Below are 20,951 nucleotides of genomic sequence, written 5' to 3'. Positions count from 1 at the left end.
GACGAGCAACGCGGCATGGCCGTCTCTTTGGCGGCAACCCGAAGGGCTGGCCCCAAAGCGGGCGCATTGCGGCGTCTCTCCCTCCTTGTGTACGTCCAGTACACCGCGTCGGTCGATCCTTGCACTGCGCCCGCTTTGGGGCCAGCGCAGCGATCAATTCAATGTCAACAGGCCCTGGTGTTCATGATTCCGAGCCTCAAAGTTTCGTTGCAAGATTACTGTCGATCCCAATGGGGGTTCTGTTCAAGGGCGTGGCGAAAAAGGCCCTCTTGCAAGACCTGAACGATATCAAGTCCGCAGTTGAACAGGGCAGTTGAACAGGAATGATCGATTGCGGCCTGGCGGTTCAACCGGGTTCGGCCGCAGAAAACACACTCTCCCTCACCACCCGTTCTCGGAGGTTCCATGAAGCGAGTCACTGGCATTGGCGGCATCTTCTTCAAAGCCAAAGACGCTCCAGCACTACAGGCCTGGTACAAGCGGCACCTCGGGATCGATGTCCAGGCATGGGGCGGCACGGCTTTCACCTGGACCGACGGTGAAGGCAAGCCGGTTGCCGGAACGACCGTCTGGTCCATCGGTTCGGCTCAAGGCGACCAATTTGCGCCCAGCACTGCAACTTTCATGGTCAATTACCGGGTGGAGGATCTCCACGCGCTGGTTAAAGTCTTACGCGAAGAAGGTTGCAACGTTCTCGAGAAGATCGACGATTCCGAGTACGGGAAGTTTGCCTGGGTCATCGATCCAGAAGGAAACAAGGCCGAACTTTGGCAACCGCCTGCCGGCCAATGACCCGTGTCATTGGCTTCAGCACGAATCTGCAGCCCTTCGGTGTTGTTCGTGCTGGTGACGTACCGGCCGCTTGATCATCGGCGCGGCGCGGCGGGTATAAAAGACCCGCCCGCCGGGCTCGGAACCCGGCCAGCGGGTCTTTTTGGGGCAGAGGCCGGGTTCCGGGAGCGGCGGGTGGGACTCGGCGAGCGGCGCCTCGGCCTTTTTGCCCGGAGCGTCGGTGTTTTAGTGCGGCGCATGCCCCTTTTTGGGTGGCGCCTGGGTCTTTGAAACCGGGCGCCGGGACGTTATGGGTGGCGCCTGGGCCGAAAAAGGGCATCGCTGGGGTTCATCGGCCCGCAGGTCTCAACCCGCTGTCGCATAAGCGTAAGCTGAGCCCCGCTGTCACCTACGAAATGGAGCTGGCCATGCCGAAGTACGTCATCGAGCGCGAGATTCCAGGGGCGGGGAAGCTCACGGCGCAAGAATTGAAAGCGATCTCGCAAACGTCCTGCGGCGTTCTCAACGAGTTGGGCCCCCAGGTGCAGTGGCTTCAAAGCTATGTGACGGGCGACAAAATCTACTGCGTGTATATCGCCCCCAACGAGGCGCTTGTAAGAGAGCACGCCAGGCAAGGCGGCTTTCCTGCAAACCGTGTATCGCAGGTCACGTCGACCATTGATCCCACAACGGCGGAGTAGCGCCGCTCGGCGCCCGGCTCATGCAGAACGGTTTCATCAATCACCTGGATCTCAGCGTCGCGGATCTGGCGATCTCCAGCGTCTTCTACGACAAGGTTCTGGGCCGGCTCGGCTACACGCGGACCAGTGAGTACGAGGGCGAAGTGCCCTGCTGGGTGCGCGCGCGCGCTGGCGCCACGCTCAGTATCGGTCTGCACCAGGCCAGGCTCGCGACGCCGCACAACCGGTATTCGGTCGGCCTGCATCACCTGGCGTTTCATCTCGGCAGCCGTGCGCAGGTCGACCGCTTTCACGAATTCCTGCTCGCCGAGCGGATCGGCACGGTTCTCGACGCACCCGCCGAATACGACTACACGCCGGGCTACTACGCGCTGTTTTTCGCCGATCCGGACGGGATAAAACTCGAGCTGGTCTACGAGCCGCGCTTCGATCCGCCCGCGTCCGCCTGACCGCGGGCACCCGCGCCAGCAAGGCGCAGAAGCAACAAGCGGCCTCACTTGCTTCGGCTCCGGGACGCTGCGAATAATGCCGCGCCCGGTTCGCGCCGATGGGAGGCGCGGACCGGGCAAGAGCTACTAAAACAATCGACATCGAATGGGGAGCCGCCATGAACCGAATCATCGTCGCAGTATTGTTGCTGTCCGCCGCGGGCACCGCTTTCGCCGGCAAGCCCTGCGAAGAACTGAAGACTGAAATTGCCGCCAAGATCGACGCCAAGCACGCCAGCGGCTACACGCTGGAGATCGTCGCCAGCGACGCCGCCGGCGACGCCAAGGTGGTCGGCAGCTGCGAGGGCGGCGCCAAGAAGATCGTCTACTCGAAGAAGTAGCCCCGATCACCGGTTTCTGTGCCGTCCGTTCGTGCATTGGGGCAAACCCGCATGACGCCGGCAGCAAACCCGACCTGTCCGCTGTGTGGCGCAGCCAACGGCTGCGCACCAGCGGCCAGCGGCACTTTCGACGGGCCCTGCTGGTGCCGTGACGTGGTCGTTGATCCTGCAGTGATCGCAGGCCTGCCCGTTTCGGAGCGCGGCAAAGCCTGCCTGTGCCGGCGTTGCGCCACTGCAAACGGCACCGTCCCGGCGCCGACGGTGAAGCCCGCGAACGACTAAAATCGGCAGCAGTCCGTTCGCCGGGAAGCTCGAAGCAATGCCGTTTTTCATCCTGTCGCTGATCGTCCAGCTTGGCTTGGTGGTGCATGTGCTGAAGACCGGCCGCAACATGAGCTGGATCTTCATCCTGCTGTTCTTTCCGCTGATCGGCACCCTCGCCTACCTGATCGTCGAACTGCTGCCGGAGTTCAGCAACAGCCGCGCTGCGTACAAGGCGCGGCACAATCTGAGCCGCAGGGTCAACCCGGACCGCGAGCTGCGCCAGGCCACGCAGCAGCTCGCCGTCGCCGACACGGTCAAGAACGCGCTCGCGCTGGCCGAGCAGTACCTGCAGAAAGAGCGCTACGCCGAAGCCCGGGAGCTGTACGCGCGCTACCTCAAGGGTATCCACGCCGACGATCCGCAGTTGATGGTCGGGCTGGCGCGATCGCAGTTCGGGCTGGGCGAATTCGACGCCGCGGCGGCGACCCTGGAGAGCTTCAAGGAGAAGAACCCCGACTTCCGTTCTGCGGAGGGCCATCTGTTGTATGCGCGCACCCAGGACGAGCTCGGCAAGACCGAGTCCGCGATCCACGAATACGAGGCGCTGCGCCGCTACTACCCGGGCCCGGAGCCGACCTGCCGCCTCGCCGCCGTGCTGAAACGCAGCGGCCAGGCGCAGCAGGCGTGCGAGTTGTTCCAGAAGATCGTCGACGAAAGCCGTATCGCCGGCCACCATTACAACAACGTCAACAAGCAGTGGGTCGCGATGGCACTGCGCGAGTCCCAGGCTGTTTGAATGAGCCGCATGCCATGATGCCCCTGCAGACCCCGCGGCTGCGCCTGCGCCAGCTGACACTCGACGATGCGGCCTTCATCCTCGAGCTGGTCAACGAGCCGACCTGGCTGCGCTACATCGGCGACAAGAATGTGCATGATCTCGACGATGCGCGCCGCTATCTGCGCGAGGGGCCGATCGGCAGCTACCAGCGGCTCGGCTTCGGCCTGTATTGCGTGGAGCTGCCGGCGGACTCGACACCGATCGGCCTGTGCGGGCTGATCAAGCGCGACACGCTGCCCGATGTCGACATCGGTTTCGCGTTGCGGCCGGCGTACTTCGGCCAGGGCTATATTCCCGAAGCGGCGCGGGCGGTGATCGAGCAGGGGCGCAGCGAATTCGGGCTGCAGCGCTTGCTGGCGATCACGCAGCCGGACAACCAGGCCTCGATCGCCGTATTGCTCAAGCTGGGGATGAAGCCGGAAGGCAGCGTCAGCCTGGCGGAGGCGGCGCCGATCCTGCTGTTCGCTATCGACCTGTAGGTCGGCAATCCTTTGCCGACGTGTGCCTCGATTGCGCATCGGGCTTTACACGTCGGCAAGGGATTGCCGACCTACGGCTTGTTTGACGCCGTGCTGGTCGTCAGGTAGCGGATCTGCGCCAGTGCCGCGATGCCGGCGATCAGGTGCATCGCGCGCGGCAACCGGTGCCGCTCGCCGACCAGCAGGTCGGACTGCCAGTAGCCGAGGCCGATCACCACGAAACCCCAGAAGGCCGCGAACATCACGCGGTAGATCGATACGCCGGATCGGGCCGCCATGTAGCCGGCGATCCACAAACCGATCACCAGGATCGCACCGGCCGCAACATGCAATGGCAACCATTGGCGCGAGTAACCGGCCCACAGCAGCACGCCCAGCCCCTGGGCGACGAGTGTGGCGATAACGGCGCAGACCACCAGCCGCTTGGCAAATGACAGCTGGGACACGAAAAGGAGAGCCGTTGCGGAGAAGCGCGGATTCTACGCGAGCGCCGCCCGCTGACCGGCGGCTGATCCCCCACCGCCACCCACACATGGCAAGATCGCGCGCTTATGACGACAGCCGATCCATCCCTGCCCGCACCGGTGCTGACGGTCCGCGATCTGTGCAAGCGCTACGGCGACAAGCGCGCCGTCCACGATATTTCTTTCCATGTCGCGCCGGGCGAAATCGTCGGCCTGCTCGGCCCCAACGGCGCCGGCAAGACCACGACGATCAACATGGTGCTCGGCGTACTCGAGCCCAGCGCCGGCCGCATCCTGATCGACGGCTTCGACGTATCGCGCCAGCGCAGGCGTGCGCTGGCCGCGACCAACTTCGCCGCGGTGTACGCGCCGCTGCCCGGCAATCTGACGGTCGAGCAGAACCTGCGGATTTTCGGCCTGATCTATCAGGTGCGGTCGCTGCAGGCGCGCATCGAGGCCTTACTGGAACAGTTCGATCTGCTGGCCTTCCGCGACACCCGCTGCGGCCTGCTGTCCAGCGGCGAGCAGACGCGGGTGTGCCTGGCGAAAGCGCTGCTGAACCGGCCTAAGCTGTTGCTGCTCGACGAGCCGACCGCGTCGCTGGACCCGGCGACCGCGCGTGATATCCGCGAGCAGATCCGGCGCATCGCCAATGATGACGGCGGCGGCATCCTGTGGACCTCGCACAACATGGTCGAGGTCGAGGAGGTCTGCGATCGCGTGATGATCATGTCGCAGGGCCGCGTGCTGCTCGAAGGCGATCCGCGCACGCTGGCGCAGGAACACCGCGCGGATTCGCTGGAAGACCTGTTCGTGCGCCTGGCGCGCGATCCGGCGAACAGCGCCGAGCAGCGCGAGGCCGCGCGATGAATCTGCATGCGCTCTACGCCATTGCGCTGCGCCAGTTCTACCTGATGCGCGGCAGCCCGACGCGGGTGCTGCCGATCTTCGCCTGGGTCGCGGTCGACATCGTGCTCTGGGGTTTCATCAGCCGCTATTTGAGCGGCGTCAGCCACGGCGGCCCGGACTTCGTCGCGACGATGCTCGGCGCGGTGCTGCTGTGGGACTTCTTCTCGCGCGTGATGCAGGGCGTGACCACGGCCTTCCTCGAGGACGTGTGGTCGCGCAACTTCCTCAACCTGTTTGCATCGCCGCTGTCGGTGCGCAGCTATCTCGGCGGCCTGGTGCTGACCAGCGTGCTCGCCAGCCTGGTCGGCCTGCTGGTGATGCTGGTGCTGGCGACCGGCGTGTTCGGCCTGTCGTTCGCGAGCTACGGCCTGCTGCTGATTCCGTTCATGCTGGTGCTGTTTTTGTTCGGCATCGCACTGGGCATCTTTGCCTGTGCGATGGTGCTGCGCCTGGGGCCGGCGTCGGAATGGCTGGTGTGGCCGATCCCGGCGCTGCTGTCGCCGTTCGCCGGCGTGTTCTACCCGCTGGCGACGCTGCCGCCGTGGATGCAGGCAGTCGGCCGCGCGCTGCCGCCGTCGTATGTGTTCGAAGGCATGCGCAGCGTCGTCGCCGGCGATGGTGTCTCGTCGGCCGCGCTGGCGGCCGGGCTGGGACTGGCGCTGCTGCAGATCGCACTCGCCTGCTGGCTGTTTTCGCGGGTGTTCAAGCAGGCGATCCGCAGCGGGCTGCTGGCGCGCTACAGCGCCGAGAGCGTGGCCTGAGCGGATCTGCATCCCTGCGCTCGTAGGTCGGCAATCCTTTGCCGACGTGAGGCCCCGGTTGCGCATCGAAGGTACACGTCGGCAAAGGATTGCCGACCTACGACTGTAGGAGCGGTCCTTGACCGCGATTGTGCCGACGGGGTCTCAATCGCGGTCAAGGACCGCTCCTACAGTAGTGCCATTGCAGTTCCCGAATGAGCCGCTGCACTAGCAGGATTCGCGGCGCTCTGCCAAGAGCAAACGGCTGACATTCATGCGCGCGCGGCTGATGCAGAATGCGGCCACTGGGGATCAACAAAAAGGGAGAGGGGCATGAACCTCCGTCTGTCCGCTGCAGCGATGTTGCTGTGCGTCTGCGCGCCGCTATGGGCCCACGACGTACAGCAGGTCGAGAACGTCACCAGCTTTACCGGCAAGGTCTATTCGGACCTGCGCAACCGAGACGTCATCTACTTCAGGCCCAACCAGGCCAGCGCGACGCCGGCGCCGGCCGTCGTGCTGCTGCATTACCTGCACGGCACACCCGAAGACATGGCCGACCTGACCAATATCGCGCGCCTGGCACGCGACTCGGGCGCCTGGGTGATCCTGCCCGACGGCATCGAGGGTAAATGGAATTACGGCGCGGCCTCGGTCAAGACCGTCGACGACGTCAAGTTCCTGACCCGGGTCATAGACGACGCCGTCGCCCGGTATCCGATCGATCCCAAGCGCGTTTACATGGCCGGCTACTCCAACGGCGGCCTGATGGCGCAGCGTTACGCCTGCGAGCAGCCCGAGCGCATCGCCGCGGTCGGTGTGGTGTCGACCACCATCGAGCAGCTCGACGCGCTGAACTGCACACCCCCGGTGGGCACGCCAATGCTGTACATCAACGGCGTCGCCGACCCGATCGTGCCGTTCAACGGCAACCTGTTGAAGCGCTCCGCGGCCGAGACGATCGCGCTGTGGCGCGGCATCGACGGCTGCACCGACGAGGCAACCGACTCGGTGATACCCGACACGGTCGACGACGGCACCTCGACCGTCGTGCATTCCTGGCGCGGCTGCGCCAGCGGCCTGGCGGTGGACCAGTACGTCGTCACCGGCGGCGGCCACACCTGGCCGGGCTCGGCGCGCTACACACTCGGGCTGGGCGTCACCAGCCAGGACTTCAACGCCACCGACGCGATCTGGGCTTTCGTCAGCCAGTTCGCGCGTCCTTGAGGGCTAGCCCATGAGCATCGTTCGCAACTGCATCGCCCTCGCCTGCCTGATCACCGGCGCCCTCGCACCCAACCTCGCCGCTGCGCAGGCCGCGCTCGCGCCGGAGTTCCGGGTCAACCCCGCCACGCCCGGCAACCAGGGCCTGCCGGTGGTCGCCAGCGCCGCCGACGGGCGCTTCGTCGTGGTCTGGGAAAGCGACAAGGGTAGCGCCCGACTCAACGACATCTACGCCCAACGGTATGCAGCGGACGGCACTCCGATTGGCGGCCAGTTCCGCATCAACAGCGAGTCTGCCGAGCGCCAGGGCAACGCGGCGGTGGCGATGAATGCCAGCGGCGAATTCGTCGTCGTCTGGAACAGCGCAACGCATCTGCCCGCGACCACCGGCGTGTTCGCGCAGCGTTACGCGGCCGACGGCACGCCGCGCGGCGGCCAGCTCCGCGTCAACACCGGCGAGCGCGACATCTATGCGCTGGTGAGCGTTGCGATCGGCAGCAATGGCGACTTCATCGTCGCCTGGCCCGAGCGCGGCAAGAGCCTGCCAGTGGCGACCAACGTCGTGCCGGGCTTCATCGTGGCGCAGCGCTACAGCGCCGACGGTGTCGCCAAGGAAGCGGCGATCACCGTGCAGAACAGCTACATCAACAATCTGCGCGTACCCAGCGTCGGCATCGACGAACAGGGCGGCTTCGTTGTCGCCTGGAACTCCGATTCGCAGGTCGGCCTGCTGACGCCGACGACCAACCTGGGCCAGTTCCTCGGCGTGTATGCGCGCCGCTACGGCGCCGACGGCAAGCCGCTGGGTGCAGGCTTCCAGGCCGACGTGAGCACGAGCGGCATCGCGGTCGATCGTCCGGTGCTCGCGGTCGCGCCCGACGGCAGCTTCGCGCTGGCCTGGCAGACCAATGCGCCGGACTCGACACCGCGCGGCATCATGCTGCGCCGCTACGGCGTCGACGGCGCCGCGCTCGGCGCCCCGGTCGCGGTCGATGCCGAGCATCTGCTGCGCAAGCCGGCGCTGGCGGCCAACGCGGCGGGCCAGATCGTCGTCGCCGCCTATTCCGACGGGCTTTACCTGCGCCGCTACGATGCCGACGGCACGGCCGGCGCGACGATCCGCGCCGACGGCGGCACCACCAGCAATGCCATCCTGCAGCCGGCCATCGCCTCGGACGCGGCGGGCAATCTGGTCGCGGCCTGGCAGGTCTACGGCCTGGATGGCAGCGGCCGCGCGGTGTATGCGCGGCGGTTCGCACCGTAGGTCGGCAATCCTTTGCCGACATGTACCGTCGATGCGCAACGAGGGCCTCAGGTCGGCAAGGGATTGCCGACCTACGGGCGGTTCAATAGTCCCGGCAGCAGTACCAGCGTGCACAACAGCGTCATGCACAAACCCAGCGTCAGCAGCAAACCCATGCTGGCCATGCCCGGATGCGGCGCCAGCATCAGATTGCCGAAGTTGGCGATGGTGATCAGTGCGCCATACCAGACCGCGCGCGCAGTGCTGGTCTGCAGCAGGTTGGCGCCGCGCGGCGCGGCGCGCCCGCTCTGCGCCAGATACACGCCGTAGTCCACGCCGACGCCGAGCACCAGCGGCAGCGCGATCACGTTGGCGAAGTTGAAGGGCTGCTTCAGCAACACCATCGCCGCGACCGTGAACGCGCCGGCCAGCAGCAGCGGCAACACCACGCGCAAGGTGTCGGCGACGCTGCGCAGCAGGATCATCAGCAGCAGCAGCACCGCGACGATCGCGTAGCTGAAGGCCTCGCGGAATGCGTCGACCACGGTGCGTCCGGCCTCCAGGAAGCCGATCGGCGGGCCGACCGCCGCCGGCGCGGCGCCGCGCACCGCGTCGACGAAACGTGCCATCGCCGCCGGCGATTCCAGCGATTCGCGCGGCCAGATCTCGACCCGATACTGGCCGTCGTCGCTGCGGTAGCGGCGACGCAGTTCGGCCGGCAGATCGGCTTCGGTGACGGCTCCCGCCTTCAGCGACTCGCGCAACTGTGCGAGCTGCGCCGGCAGCGCGCCGAACAGGTTTGTGTGCAGATGCGACACGATCGCGGCAGCGTCCGCGCCATCAGCCGACTGGACCAGACGCCGCAATTGCGTGCTCAGTTTTGCCGCTGCGGGCAAAGGGCTCGCAGCGAGCGCCTCGGCCAGGGCTTGCGCGGCCGCGGCCTCCTGCTCCGGCGTCACCGCGGCGGCCGGTGCCGGCGGCGGCAGGTTCAGGCTCAGCACCAGGTCGTCGATGATCGCCAGCTTGTCGGGCTGATCCGACGGCACCAGATCGCCGAGGCTGAAAGCACGCGCGACCTCCGGCAGCTTCGACAAACGGGCGCTGATCGCTTTCGCCTGCTCCGCATCCGGCGCCAGCACCGACAGCGTCAGCGGCGGCAGCGAGGGATCGCGCAGCAGATCGCGGAACGTCGCGACCGATTCGGAATGCGGGTCGCGCAGGTTCAGCGGATCGGTGTCGAAGCGCGCCTGCGTTGCCAGCGCGATCGCGGCCAGGCCGAGCACGACGGCGGCGATCCGGATCGGCCCGGCATAGCGATATGGCCAGGCCAGGACGCGCGCCGCAAAACCCGAACCGGGCTTTGTTACGCGCGCTTTGATGCCTTGAGGCAGACGCGCGATCAAGGCCGGCAGCAGCGTCAGGCTGACCGCGAAACTGACGAACATGCCGACGCCAGCGATCAGCCCCAGCTCGCCGATGCCGGCGAAACGGGTCGGGATGAAAGCGAAGAATCCGATCGAGGTGGTCAGCGCGCAGACCAGCATGAAGCCGCCGACTTCGCCAGCCGCGCGCGGCAGCGCCGCGGCACGCTCGATACCCTGGGCGCGATGCTCGCGGTACTGCATGCACAGGTACAGCGCGTAGTCGATGCCCAGGCCGACATAGAGCAGGCCGAAGGCGATCGAGATCAGGTTCAGATGGCCGACCGCGAGCGCGGCGAAGCCGGCCGTCAGCAGCAGGCCGTAGACCAGCGTCAGCACCGCGGCGATCACCAGCCAGACCGAGCGCAAGGCCAGCCACAGCAGCACGGCGACCAGCAGCGTCGCGCCGATCAGCGCGACACCGGTGCCACCGAAGGCGCTGAGCAGCTCCTCGTGTTCGAGCGCGACCGAGCCGGTCAGACGCACGCGCACCTCGTCCATCTGCGGATCGCTGGCCCGCAGCGCAGTGATCTGTTGCCGCACATAGCCGATCGCCGCGGCGGCCGGCGTCAGCTGACGGAAGTCGAGCACCGGGTCGAGCGCGATGAAGCGGCGCCTGCCGGGCTGCAGCATCGAGCTCGCGCTGCCGGCATCGGCGCCGCCCATCATGCTTTGCCAGGACAGCGCCTGATTACGGCCGTCGATGGCCGCGCCGACACCGTCGGCAAGCGCGTTGAAGGCCGGGCTCAGATCGAAAGGCAGCGCCTCGGGCCGCTGCAGCGCGGGGATCAACAAGCCGGACAAGCCGCGCAGGCTGGGATCGCGGCCCAGCGTCGCCAGGAAAGGCTGCGCCAGGTTCAGCTGCTGCGCCAGCGCGTCGAGCGCATCGGTGGGCAGGTAGAGCAGGCCGTTCTGGCGAAAGTAGGCCTCGGTCTCGGCCGCGAACACGCTGCGATACAGATCGGGCCGCTGGCGCAGCTGCCTGACCAGCTGTTGCTGGGCGAGGTCCGCGGCCTCCGGCGTCGGCGCGTCGATGACGACGGCCAGGCTGCGTTCCAGCTGCGGGAAACGGTCGAGCAGCGCGCGCTCGGCCTGCCTCCAGGGCAGCTGCGGCGACAGCATGTTCTCGGTGTTGGTGTCGACGCTCAGATGACCGGCGACGTAGACGCCGACTCCGATGCCGAGCAGAGCGCAGAACAGCAGCACCGCCGCGCTGCGGCGCTGCACGAAGGCGACCCAGCGTGCGGTCCATGGCGCTCCGCGTTGCGCAGTCGTTTTGTGCTCTTGCATACCACCTCTGGCGGCCGGATCATCCGCCGCCATGCTAACTCGTGGGTCGGCGATTCTTTGCCGACGTGTCGCTTTCGATGTGTAATCGAGGGCACACGTCGGCAAAGGATTGCCGACCTACGGGTGTAGGAGCGGGTCATACCCGCGACTGTGCTCTTCAGGGCCTCAGTCGCGGGTATGACCCGCTCCTACACGAGCACCGATGGCATGCTCAGAAACGGGACTTATCAACCAGCGAACAGGAGACGACGTGTCGAGATTCATTGCGGTGCTGGGCCTGGCGCTGCTGCCGGTGTGGGCCGGAGCTGCATCGTCACCGGCGGCCGCCGTCGTCGACGGACTGCAGACGGCGCTGATCGCCGGCCTGCGCATGCCGCAGTCCTGCGCGGCGCGGCGCCAGCGCCTGGAGCCGGTGGTCGGCAAGGCTTTCGACTTCGACCTGATCGCGCAGAAGCTGCTGCGCCGCCACTGGAAGGATCTGGATGACGCCCAGCGCGCGCGCTTCCGCGCCGTGATCGCCGACACCGCGATTACCACCTACGCCAGCGAGTTCGCCAGCACCGCCGCGGACAAGACCACGCACTTCGAAATGCTGAGCAGCGACGACGACGACGACGCAGCCGCTGGCCGCGTCTCGGCGCGGCTGCTGCCGGCCAGCGGCGACCCGGTGAGCTTCGACTACACGCTGCGCCAGAACGGCGGGGACTGGAAGATCGTCAACGTCGTCGCCCAGGGCGTCAGTGACCTGGCGGTGCGCTCGGCCCAGTACGAGGCGCTGATCACCCGCAGCGGCATCGACGGCCTGCTCACCGAACTCGAGTACCGCAACCAGCAGGCCCGCGCCGCCTGCGGAACCGCGCCATGAGCGCGCGTCGCCCTGCCCGGCGCCGCGCCGGGCACCGCGCCGCGTGGCTGGCTTTGGGCTTGCTGCCGCTGACCACAGCGTCCGCCCAGGACGAGGCCGCGAGCCTGCCGCTCACCGCATCATCCGATGCTCCCGCCGAGCGGCCGATGGAGATCGAAACCGTGGTCGTCACCGCCACCAAGACCGCGCGCGATGCGCAGGACGTGCCGGTGTCGCTGACCACGGTCGATGGCGAATTCATCCGCCAGGCGGGGCTGGCCTCGTTCAACGACCTGCAGAATTACGCGGCGAATCTCAACATCACCGTCGCCGGCAACTCGGGCACGCTGGGCGTGCGCGGCTTCGCCACGCCGGATCTGAATCCCTCGTTCGATCCCTCGGTGGGCACCGTCGTCGACGGCGTCTATTACGGCCGCAGCGCGTTCCTGTCGGCGTTCTTTTTCGATATCGACCGACTCGAGGTGCTGCGCGGTCCGCAAGGCACCTTGTTCGGCAAGAACACCACCGCCGGCCTGCTCAACCTGAGCACCAATACGGCGCGCTCGTCGACCGAGGCGGTCGGCGATTTCACCGGCAGCAGCTATGGCCGCCGCTCGATCCAGCCGGCATTCAACGTCGCGCTCGGCGACGGCTGGAGCTCGCGCCTGGCCGGCAACGCCACGTATGGCGACGAGGGCTCGCAGTACAACACCGACCTCGAGCGCGGCGAGTCCAACCCTTCGCAGCGCACGGCGCGCGCGCGCATCGGCTACGACGGCGCGGGTCCGTTCCATGTCGACCTCGGCGGGTTCTACTCGCACCAGTTCCGCAACTACAACCTGTTCGCTTTCGACCACGTCGGGCCGAACATGCTGGCCTTGGCGCAGACCTACGATCCGCTGGCCGAGGCCGACGCCAGCAATCACACCAACTCCGAGAATCATCCCTCGCGCGACGATGCCGATCTGTACGGCGGACATGTCACCGTCGACTTCGATCCCGGCGAGCTGTGGCGCATGAACAAGGCGACCGTGACCTCGGTCACCGCCTACGCCGGCAGCACCGAGCACCGCGACGATCTCGATGCGGATTTCAGCCCCATTCCATTTATCGTCGACCAGCTGGTCAAGCCCTCGCGCTACCAGCAGATCAGCGAGGAGCTGCGCCTGGCCGGCGAGACGCCGGATCTGTTCGGCTGGGGTTACGGCGTCAGCTTCGTCACCGGCTTCTTCCTGTTCGATTCGCACTACACGACCTCGGACCTGTTCCTGGTCGAAGACCTTGGTGCGGCCGCCGCCTACGAGGTCGCGGCGCAGGCCGATGCGCAGCTGGCGGGCCGCAGCAGTTCCGGCTCGGCCGGCCGCCTGTTCGGCGCGCTGGCGCCGCCGCTGGGCCAGATTCTCGACGTGCTGTCGCCGCTGACCGCTCCGGTGATCGGCCAGCAGGTTTCGGCGGCGGTGGGCCTGGACCAGCACACCCAGAGCTATGCGTACTTCGGGCAGTTCGAACATCGCGTGCTCGAGGATCTTTCGATCATCGGCGGCCTGCGCTTCGGCTACGAGCGCAAGACCGCCGATGCCTACAGCCACACCAACAGTCCGCTGATTCCGCTGATCACCAACGGCGCGCAGAAGGATCACGACACCCGCGCATCGCAGGGCGACTGGGACCTGTCGCCGAAAGCCGGCCTGAAGTACGAGCCGAACAAGGCCCTGACCGCGTATTTCACCTGGGCTCAGGGCTACAAGAGCGGCGGCTTCAACGGCCGGCCGCTGTCGGCCGAAAACCTCGAGTACCAGCCGGAGCTGGCGACCAGCTATGAGATCGGCGCCAAGACGCGCGCGCGCTTCTTCGGCATGCCGGTGCAGTTCAACATCGCCGCGTTCACGACCACGTTCGAGGACCTGCAGGTATCGACGTTCCAGGATGGCAGCTTCGTCATTCTCAACGCGGCATCGGCGCGATCCAGCGGATTCGAGGGCGATTTCACCTGGATGCCGCTGCAGGGCATGCTGCTCAGCAGCTCGTTCGGCTATGCGGATGCGCATTACGTGAAGTATGAAAACGCGCCGGCGATCTCCAGCTCCGGCGAGGACTCCCAGGATCTCGGCGGCCGGCCGCTGGAGCTGGCGCCGAAGTGGACCGCGAGCTTCGTGCCCGCCTACCTGCTGCCGCTGCCCGGCCCGATCCACGTGACCGTCGGCGGCGACCTGCTGTATCGCAGCCAGCGTTATCTGGATGTCGACGACGATCCCGCCAAGCTGCAAAAAGCGACCCTGGTCTACAACGCACGTGTCACCGCGGCGACGCCGGCGGAGGGCTGGACGCTGACCTTCGCCGGTCACAACCTCAGCGACGTGGCGATCTACAACCAGGCCCTGAGCCAGCCGCTGGCGCCGGGCAACAGCGTCCGCTGGATGGCGGACTACGGGCGCTTCTATACGCTGGACCTGACGATCAGGCTGTGAAGGCACACGCTGAGTAGGTTGGGGTGAGCGCAGCGAACCCCAACGATCACTGCCGTTGGCGCGGGACGAATGTTGGGGTTCGCTGCGCTCACCCCAACCTACTCGCTACTCGCTGACGATCCCGCCGTAGAACCGTAGGGTGGGCAAAGCGAAGCGTGCCCACGCGGGGAGTTAGCGCGTCATCCGCGTGGGCAAACGAAAAAATGTTTGCCCACCCTACTCCCCGATTGAGTTACCGGCGGGCGGGCGAATGGCAATCGCATAAACTCCGCGCATGCACGCCCCTGATCGCAAGCAAGTCGTCATCGTCGGCGCCGGTTTCGGCGGCCTGACCACGGCGCAGTCACTGGCCAAGGCGGACGTCGATATCACCGTCGTCGATCGCCGCAACTTCCACCTGTTCCAGCCCCTGCTCTATCAGGTCGCGACCGCGGGCCTGAATCCGTCCGACATCGCATGGCCGGTGCGCAGCGTGCTGCGCAACCAGGCCAATGCGCGCGTGCTGCTGGGCGCCGTCGGCGCGGTCGATACCGCCGCGCGCGAAGTCATCATCAATGACGGCCGGCGCCTGCCTTACGACTACCTGGTGCTGGCCACCGGCGCCACGCATACCTACTTCGGCCATGACGAGTGGGCGCCGATCGCGCCGGGCCTGAAGCGCATCGACGATGCCACGCTGATCCGCCGCCGCCTGCTGCTGGCCTTTGAGCGCGCGGAGAACACCGACGATGCCGCGCTGCGCCGCGCGCTGACCACGTTCGTGATCGTCGGCGGCGGGCCCACCGGCGTCGAGATGGCCGGCGCGATCGCCGAGCTGGCGCAGCATGCGCTGGCCGCGGACTTCCGCAGCATCGACCCGCGCGACACGCGGATCATCCTGGTCGAAGGCGCGTCGCGGCTGCTCGGCGCGTTTCCGGAATCGTTGTCCGAAGTCGCGCGCCGCGATCTGCAGCGCATGAGCGTCGACGTGCGCCTCAACGCCCAGGTGATCGGCTGCGACGCCCAGGGCGTCACGCTGCAGAAGGATCGCATCGACGCGCACACCATCGTCTGGGCGGCCGGCGTCGCCGCCTCTCCGGCCGCGCGCTGGGTCGGCTGCGCGGCGGATCGCGCCGGGCGCGCGCTCGTCGGCGCAGATCTGTCGGTGCCGGGGCACGCCGAGATTTTCGTGATCGGCGATACCGCCTCGGTCAAAGCGGCGGACGGCGCGCCGGTGCCCGGCGTCGCACCGGCGGCCAAGCAGGCCGGCCAGCATGTCGCCGCCTGCATCCGCGCCGAGACCGAGGGCAAACCGCGGCCGGCTGCCTTCCGCTACCGCAATTTCGGCAACCTGGCGACGATAGGCCGCAACAGCGCGGTGATTCATTACGGCCGGCTCAAGCTCAGCGGCCGCCTGGCCTGGTGGCTGTGGAGCTTCGCGCACATCTACTTCCTGATCGGCATGCGCAACCGCACCCTGGTCGCGATCCAGTGGTTCTGGAACTACCTCAGCTATGGCCGCGGCGCGCGGCTGATCGTCGGCTCGGATACGCGGCCTCCGGGCGCGCCGTGATTGCACTGTGCTCATGACGCGGCAGGAATCTGCAATGCAGCCACTGTAGGAGCGGTCCTTGACCGCGATTGAGGCCCTCCCGGCGCAATCGCGGTCAAGGACCGCTCCTACAGTTCCAGCACCTGGGCCTTGGGTCGACGCGGCAGAAATCTGCAATGAACTAAGGGTAGGAGCGGGTCGTGCCCGCGACTCCGGCCCTGAACCGCACAGTCGCGGGTACGACCCGCTCCTACCGTTCCAGCGCCTGGGCCCGTAGGTCGACGCCCTCGCCCCGCGGCGCGTTAAAGTGTGCCGATGAAGCTCCATGCACGACTCGACGATCTGCCGTTCGAAAACCATTTCGAGCGCCTGGACCCGGCCTACTACTCGCGCGTCGATCCGGCGCCGCTGAGCGATGTGCGGCTGCTGCATTTCAACGCCGGACTGGCCGCGGAACTGGGCCTGGACAGCGCTACGGCCGGCGATGCCGGCCTGACCGAGGCGCTGGCCGGCAACCGCAAAATCACGGCCGGCTGCTATCTGGCGACGGTCTACGCCGGCCACCAGTTCGGCTCCTACGTGCCGCAGCTCGGCGACGGCCGCGCGATCATGGTCGGCCAGGTCCGCGACGCGCGCGGCGGGCTGCGCGAACTGCAGCTCAAGGGCGCCGGCCCGACACCCTACTCGCGCTTCGCCGACGGCCGCGCGGTACTGCGCTCGAGCATCCGCGAATACCTGTGCGGCGAGGCGATGCACGCGCTCGGCATTGCGACCACGCGCTCGCTATCGCTGATCGGCAGCAGCCTGCCGGTGCGGCGCGAGACCCTGGAGCGGGCGGCGGTCATCTGCCGCGTCGCGCCCAGCCATGTGCGCTTCGGCCACTTTGAATACTTCTACCTGCTGCAGCGTCACGAGATGCTCAAGCCGCTCGCCGACCTGGTCATCGACGATCACTACCCCGAGCTCGCCGGCTTCCCGAACCGCTACGCCGCCTGGCTCAGCGAAGTCGTCGAGCGCACGGCGCGGACGATCGCGCAGTGGCAGGCGGTGGGCTTCTGCCACGGCGTGATGAACACCGACAACATGAGCGTGCTCGGGCTGACGCTGGACTACGGGCCTTACGGTTTTCTCGACGCCTTCGACTCTCACCACATCTGCAACCACACCGACGAGGGCGGGCGCTACGCCTACGACCAGCAGCCGACGATCGGCCACTGGAACTGCTCGCGCCTGCTACAGGCGACGCTGCCGCTGCTGCACGAGGACCCCGACCAGGCGGTGGAAATCGCCAACGGGATTCTGAATCGCTATCCGGCCGCGTACACGACGCGGATGATGGAACTATGGCGGGCCAAGTTCGGCCTGCGCTCGGCGCAGGAAGCGGATCGCGAGCTGATCAACCGCTTCCTGAACCTGCTGGATCGCGGAAAAAACGATTTCAGCCTCAGCTTTCGCGCGCTCGGCGAGCTGCGCATCGATGCGGCAAGCACGCCGCTGCTGCGCGACCTGATCACCGATCGCGAAGGTTTCGACGCCTGGCTCGCCGACTACCGCGCGCGGCTGCAGTTCGATGGTGAAGACGAGGCGGCGCGGCGCGCGCGCATGCACGCGGTCAATCCGAAATACCTGCTGCGCAATCATCTGCTGCAGGCCGCGATCGAGCGCGCCGAAGCCGGCGACGCCGACGAGATCGACCGCCTGTTCCGCATCGTGCAGCGGCCGTTCGACGAGCAGCCTGAAAACCAGGCTTACGCTGCCGAGCCGCCGCCGGAAGCGCGGCACATCAGCGTCAGCTGTTCTTCCTGAGTGCTCGGCCGCAGGGCCGACGATCTTCCGAATGCGAGGAGCCCGGGCATCATGACTTTGCCAACGATCATCGGCGACCCCGCCTGCGACGACATCCTGCGCTGGCTGGACGCGCACAGCGTGACGCTGAGCCTGGGCCTGCCGGCGCAGCTGCTGCACAAGCGCTGGGCCGAGGCCGGGCGCGAACCGGCACAGCTCGGCAGCTCGCTGCAGAGGCTGTTCGACGAAGACTGGGTTGCGCTGACACCGGGCCGCGAGCCGGTGCATCTGCGCTTCACCGTCGAAGGCTTCCGCCGCCTGATCGACATCACCGCCGCGCCGCCTGCCGCCGCTGCCGCAGCACCGGCGACATCGCCCCCGCCGGCCGCACCGGACCCGGCCGGCGTCGCGGCGGCGCAGCGCTCGCACCTGAGCGAGCTGCGATTACGCAACGACATCCTCGGCGTATATCGCGAGCTGCGGCTGAAAGCCGACAGCCGGCTGATCGGCATGACGCTGTCGCGTTACTGGCAGGAGATGGGCAACCGTGCCGGCGATCTGCGCACCGGCCTGGACGTCGTGGTTCGCGACGGCCTGCTGCTGCCGCGCCTGATCGGCATGGACCGCTACTGGCAGCTGACCCCTGACGGCGAAGCCTGGCTGCTGGGCCCGGTAACGCCCGAAGTGCTGCTGCAGCTGGCCCCTCCGCTGGCGGATGTGGCGCCCGCACCGACCACTGAGGTGGCACACCGCCTGGTTGCGCGGACGCTCGCCGGCCAGGCCGCCGGCGCGGCCTTCGTCCCCTATGAGCGGCTGCAGAGCGCCTGGGCCTATGCATCGAGCTTCGACGACAACGCGCTGCTGACCGGACTGGACCTGCTGCTCAAACACGGCCACGCAAGCCTGGATGCCGCAGCCGGCAACGGCTTCGCTCTGAACGAGCGCGGACGCGCGTTCGCCGGCGAAGAGACGCCGCGATTCTCCAAGCTGCTGGCAAAGCTGAGCCGCGTGCTGGGCTCCAACCCGTAGGTCGGCATGCCCTTGCCGACATGTACGCCCGATGCGCGATCGCAGCCTCATGTCGGCAAAGGCATGCCGACCTACACGTCACATCCATGCGCATCCTGATCATCGAAGACAACGCCGATCTGGCCGCCAACATCGGCGAGTTCCTGGAAGGGCGCGGCGAGATCGTCGACTATGCCGGCGACGGCATTAGCGGCCTGCATCTGGCCGTGATCAACTCCTACGATGCGATCGTGCTCGACCTGAGCCTGCCCGGCCTCGACGGCCTGGAGCTGTGCCGGCGCCTGCGCGCCGAAGAATCCCGCTACGTGCCGATCCTGATGCTGACTTCGCGCGACACCGAGCGCGACAAGCTGCTCGGCTTCGACATGGGCGCCGACGACTATCTGACCAAGCCGTTCTCGCTGCCGGAGTTGCTGGCGCGGCTGCGCGCGATGGCGCGGCGCGCCCATGCTCCGCAGAGCCTGCTGCAGGTCGCGGATCTGGAACTGAACCTGCGCACGCTGATCGCGCGGCGCGGCGAGCGGCGGCTGGAGCTGTCGCCGATCGGCCGGCGCATGCTGGAGAAACTGATGCGCGCCTCGCCGGCCGTGGTCAGCCGCGCCGACATGGTCAACGCGATCTGGGGCGACGATCCGCCGGACAGCGACGCGGCGCTGCGCACCCATATCCACGCGCTGCGCGCGGCCGTCGACCAGAACAACCCGGTCAAGCTGCTGCATACGATGCACGGCATCGGCTACCGGCTCGCAGTCGACGATGCGATCTAGGAAATCCGCCTTCGGCCTGCGCGCACGTCTGATCGGCGGCATGCTGTTGCTGGTTGTGCTGCTCGGCGGCGCCTTCTGCGTCGCGGTCTTCAGTTTCATGGAGCTGCTGGAAACCGAGCTGCTGTCGAACAATCTCGCCGAAGAGCTGCAGGAATTCGCGGCCGACTACCGGCATGACGCCAAGGCGCTACCACCGAGCGCCGGCGGCTTCGACGGCTATGTGGTGACGCCAGAATCCAGCGGCGACACGCCGCCCGAACTGCTGCCGCTGGGCCCCGGTCTGCACGAGGACGTGATCATCGACGGCCAGGAATACATGGTCGGCCGCCAGGACGTCGGCAAGGCGCATGTGTACGTGCGGCTTAACGTGCAGCCGGTGTACCGGCTCGAAGCGCGCCTGGCCTGGCTGGCAATGCTCGGCACGCTGCTCGCCTGCGGCCTGACCGCGCTGGTCGCGGCCGGCCTGTCGCGCTGGGTGATGCAACCGATCCTGCGGCTGTCGCAGAAAGTCTCGGGCTTCGATCCGAGGCATCGGCTCGAGCGGCTGCAGCCGCAGTTTCAGGAACGCGAAACCGAGGTCATAGCCAGCGCCTTCGATCGCTTCATCGAGCGGCTCGACGACTTCGTGACGCGCGAACAGACCTTCACCGAGGACGTCAGCCACGAGCTGCGCACGCCGCTCGCAACCATCGCCAGCGCGATCGACCTGCTGATGGAGCAGGCCGATCTCGACGAGGCGACGCGGCGGCGCGTCGCGCGCATGCAGCGCGCCACGCGGCAGATGCAGGGGCTGATCGAATCGCTGCTGTTCCTGGCGCGCGAGGACGGCGGCCTGCAGGTCTTCGACTACACCGTCGAGGAGATCGTCGAGGAGGCGGTCGCTGCGCAGCGCGAACAGCTGGCCGGCAGGCCGGTGAGCCTGCAGCTCAGCGCGCAAGGACCGCCGCAGATCGTGCGCGTGCCGCTGGGCATGGCCACGTCGGTGATTAACAACCTGATCGCCAACGCCGCCCAGTACACCCCCAGCGGACGCATTGAGGTACGGCTGGAAGCCGGTCATCTGGAGGTCAGCGACACCGGCCTCGGCATCGCGCCGGAGGAGCTGCCGCAGGTGTTCGAGCGGCGTTACCGCGGTGCCACCAGCCGCGGCAATGGTATCGGCCTGTACCTGGTCAAACGGATCTGCGAGCGCCTCGGCTGGCAGCTCGAGGTCAGCAGTACCGCCGGCGTCGGTACGCGCTTCGACGTGCATTTCACGACGGTTCGAGATCCCGGGACGCAGTGGTAACGAAAATTTAACGTAGATTTAACGGGCTCTTTTTCTGAGCCGCATAGCGTGTCCCCATTGTCTGCC

Annotated in this window: 21 protein-coding genes; 19 read left to right on the top strand and 2 right to left on the bottom strand. The window is 67.1% G+C overall.

Going from position 1 to position 20,951, the window contains the following annotated elements:
- From JWQ90_RS11245 to JWQ90_RS11210, 8 genes are all read left to right on the top strand, one after another.
- Window positions 1-317, top strand: a 317-nt coding sequence (locus tag JWQ90_RS11245) for a hypothetical protein (protein ID WP_299693643.1), incomplete at its 5' end; no start/stop codon positions are given.
- Between the two features lie 88 nt (window positions 318-405).
- Entirely contained in the window at window positions 406-792 is a 387-nt protein-coding gene (locus JWQ90_RS11240; RefSeq protein ID WP_299693641.1) for a VOC family protein, read from the top strand.
- 407 nt (window positions 793-1,199) lie between these two features.
- Window positions 1,200-1,472, top strand: a complete 273-nt coding sequence (locus tag JWQ90_RS11235; protein WP_299693638.1) for a DUF4242 domain-containing protein — start codon at window positions 1,200-1,202, stop codon at window positions 1,470-1,472.
- A gap of 20 nt (window positions 1,473-1,492) precedes the next feature.
- Window positions 1,493-1,921 (top strand): VOC family protein, encoded by a 429-nt coding sequence (locus JWQ90_RS11230; RefSeq protein WP_299693635.1) that lies wholly within the window; start codon window positions 1,493-1,495, stop codon window positions 1,919-1,921.
- 158 nt (window positions 1,922-2,079) lie between these two features.
- Window positions 2,080-2,301: a DUF1161 domain-containing protein gene (locus JWQ90_RS11225; protein ID WP_299693632.1), complete on the top strand. Its 222-nt coding sequence runs from the start codon at window positions 2,080-2,082 to the stop codon at window positions 2,299-2,301.
- Window positions 2,302-2,352: 51 nt separating this feature from the next.
- Entirely contained in the window at window positions 2,353-2,583 is a 231-nt protein-coding gene (locus JWQ90_RS11220; protein WP_299693629.1) for a cysteine-rich CWC family protein, read from the top strand.
- 37 nt (window positions 2,584-2,620) lie between these two features.
- Window positions 2,621-3,361, top strand: coding sequence for a tetratricopeptide repeat protein (locus JWQ90_RS11215; protein ID WP_299693624.1), 741 nt, complete (start codon window positions 2,621-2,623; stop codon window positions 3,359-3,361).
- 14 nt (window positions 3,362-3,375) lie between these two features.
- The gene (locus tag JWQ90_RS11210) at window positions 3,376-3,882 is read left to right on the top strand and encodes a GNAT family N-acetyltransferase (RefSeq protein ID WP_299693622.1); all 507 of its coding nucleotides are present in this window, start codon (window positions 3,376-3,378) and stop codon (window positions 3,880-3,882) included.
- 71 nt (window positions 3,883-3,953) lie between these two features.
- Here JWQ90_RS11210 and JWQ90_RS11205 read toward each other — a convergent pair whose 3' ends face one another.
- A complete protein-coding gene (locus JWQ90_RS11205) occupies window positions 3,954-4,328 on the bottom strand; it encodes a hypothetical protein (protein ID WP_299693619.1) in 375 nt (124 codons plus the stop codon).
- 105 nt (window positions 4,329-4,433) lie between these two features.
- On the opposite strand from JWQ90_RS11205, the gene JWQ90_RS11200 reads away from it, so the two are divergent.
- From JWQ90_RS11200 to JWQ90_RS11185, 4 genes are all read left to right on the top strand, one after another.
- A complete protein-coding gene (locus tag JWQ90_RS11200) occupies window positions 4,434-5,216 on the top strand; it encodes an ABC transporter ATP-binding protein (protein WP_299693616.1) in 783 nt (260 codons plus the stop codon).
- On the top strand, window positions 5,213-6,016 hold the full coding sequence (locus JWQ90_RS11195; RefSeq protein WP_299693613.1) for an ABC transporter permease: 804 nt from the start codon (window positions 5,213-5,215) through the stop codon (window positions 6,014-6,016). Before JWQ90_RS11200 ends, JWQ90_RS11195 begins: the two co-directional genes overlap by 4 nt.
- A gap of 312 nt (window positions 6,017-6,328) precedes the next feature.
- Window positions 6,329-7,222 (top strand): PHB depolymerase family esterase, encoded by an 894-nt coding sequence (locus tag JWQ90_RS11190; RefSeq protein WP_299693610.1) that lies wholly within the window; start codon window positions 6,329-6,331, stop codon window positions 7,220-7,222.
- Between the two features lie 10 nt (window positions 7,223-7,232).
- Window positions 7,233-8,483, top strand: coding sequence for a hypothetical protein (locus tag JWQ90_RS11185; protein ID WP_299693607.1), 1,251 nt, complete (start codon window positions 7,233-7,235; stop codon window positions 8,481-8,483).
- Between the two features lie 71 nt (window positions 8,484-8,554).
- Here the strand turns inward: JWQ90_RS11185 and JWQ90_RS11180 are convergent, their stop codons facing one another.
- Window positions 8,555-11,173: an MMPL family transporter gene (locus tag JWQ90_RS11180; RefSeq protein ID WP_299693604.1), complete on the bottom strand. Its 2,619-nt coding sequence runs from the start codon at window positions 11,171-11,173 to the stop codon at window positions 8,555-8,557.
- Window positions 11,174-11,423: 250 nt separating this feature from the next.
- Here JWQ90_RS11180 and JWQ90_RS11175 point away from each other — a divergent pair, with 250 nt between their 5' ends.
- From JWQ90_RS11175 to JWQ90_RS11145, 7 genes are all read left to right on the top strand, one after another.
- Complete coding sequence (locus JWQ90_RS11175) at window positions 11,424-12,038, top strand: ABC transporter substrate-binding protein (protein ID WP_299693602.1); 615 nt, start codon at window positions 11,424-11,426, stop codon at window positions 12,036-12,038.
- The gene (locus JWQ90_RS11170) at window positions 12,035-14,485 is read left to right on the top strand and encodes a TonB-dependent receptor (RefSeq protein WP_299693599.1); all 2,451 of its coding nucleotides are present in this window, start codon (window positions 12,035-12,037) and stop codon (window positions 14,483-14,485) included. Before JWQ90_RS11175 ends, JWQ90_RS11170 begins: the two co-directional genes overlap by 4 nt.
- A gap of 274 nt (window positions 14,486-14,759) precedes the next feature.
- Complete coding sequence (locus JWQ90_RS11165) at window positions 14,760-16,037, top strand: NAD(P)/FAD-dependent oxidoreductase (RefSeq protein ID WP_299693597.1); 1,278 nt, start codon at window positions 14,760-14,762, stop codon at window positions 16,035-16,037.
- Between the two features lie 294 nt (window positions 16,038-16,331).
- Window positions 16,332-17,822: a protein adenylyltransferase SelO gene (locus tag JWQ90_RS11160; RefSeq protein ID WP_299693595.1), complete on the top strand. Its 1,491-nt coding sequence runs from the start codon at window positions 16,332-16,334 to the stop codon at window positions 17,820-17,822.
- 51 nt (window positions 17,823-17,873) lie between these two features.
- Complete coding sequence (locus tag JWQ90_RS11155; RefSeq protein ID WP_299693592.1) at window positions 17,874-18,830, top strand: hypothetical protein; 957 nt, start codon at window positions 17,874-17,876, stop codon at window positions 18,828-18,830.
- An 86-nt stretch (window positions 18,831-18,916) separates the two neighbouring features.
- The gene (locus JWQ90_RS11150) at window positions 18,917-19,597 is read left to right on the top strand and encodes a response regulator transcription factor (protein WP_299693589.1); all 681 of its coding nucleotides are present in this window, start codon (window positions 18,917-18,919) and stop codon (window positions 19,595-19,597) included.
- The gene (locus JWQ90_RS11145) at window positions 19,587-20,885 is read left to right on the top strand and encodes a HAMP domain-containing sensor histidine kinase (RefSeq protein WP_299693587.1); all 1,299 of its coding nucleotides are present in this window, start codon (window positions 19,587-19,589) and stop codon (window positions 20,883-20,885) included. Before JWQ90_RS11150 ends, JWQ90_RS11145 begins: the two co-directional genes overlap by 11 nt.
- Window positions 20,886-20,951 lie beyond the last annotated feature (66 nt).

The sequence above is a fragment of the Hydrocarboniphaga sp. genome (genome assembly GCF_028291725.1).
Lineage (GTDB): Bacteria > Pseudomonadota > Gammaproteobacteria > Nevskiales > Nevskiaceae > Hydrocarboniphaga.
The sequence above is the reverse complement of the archived record's forward strand: the minus strand, read 5'-3'. Positions and strand labels throughout refer to the sequence as shown.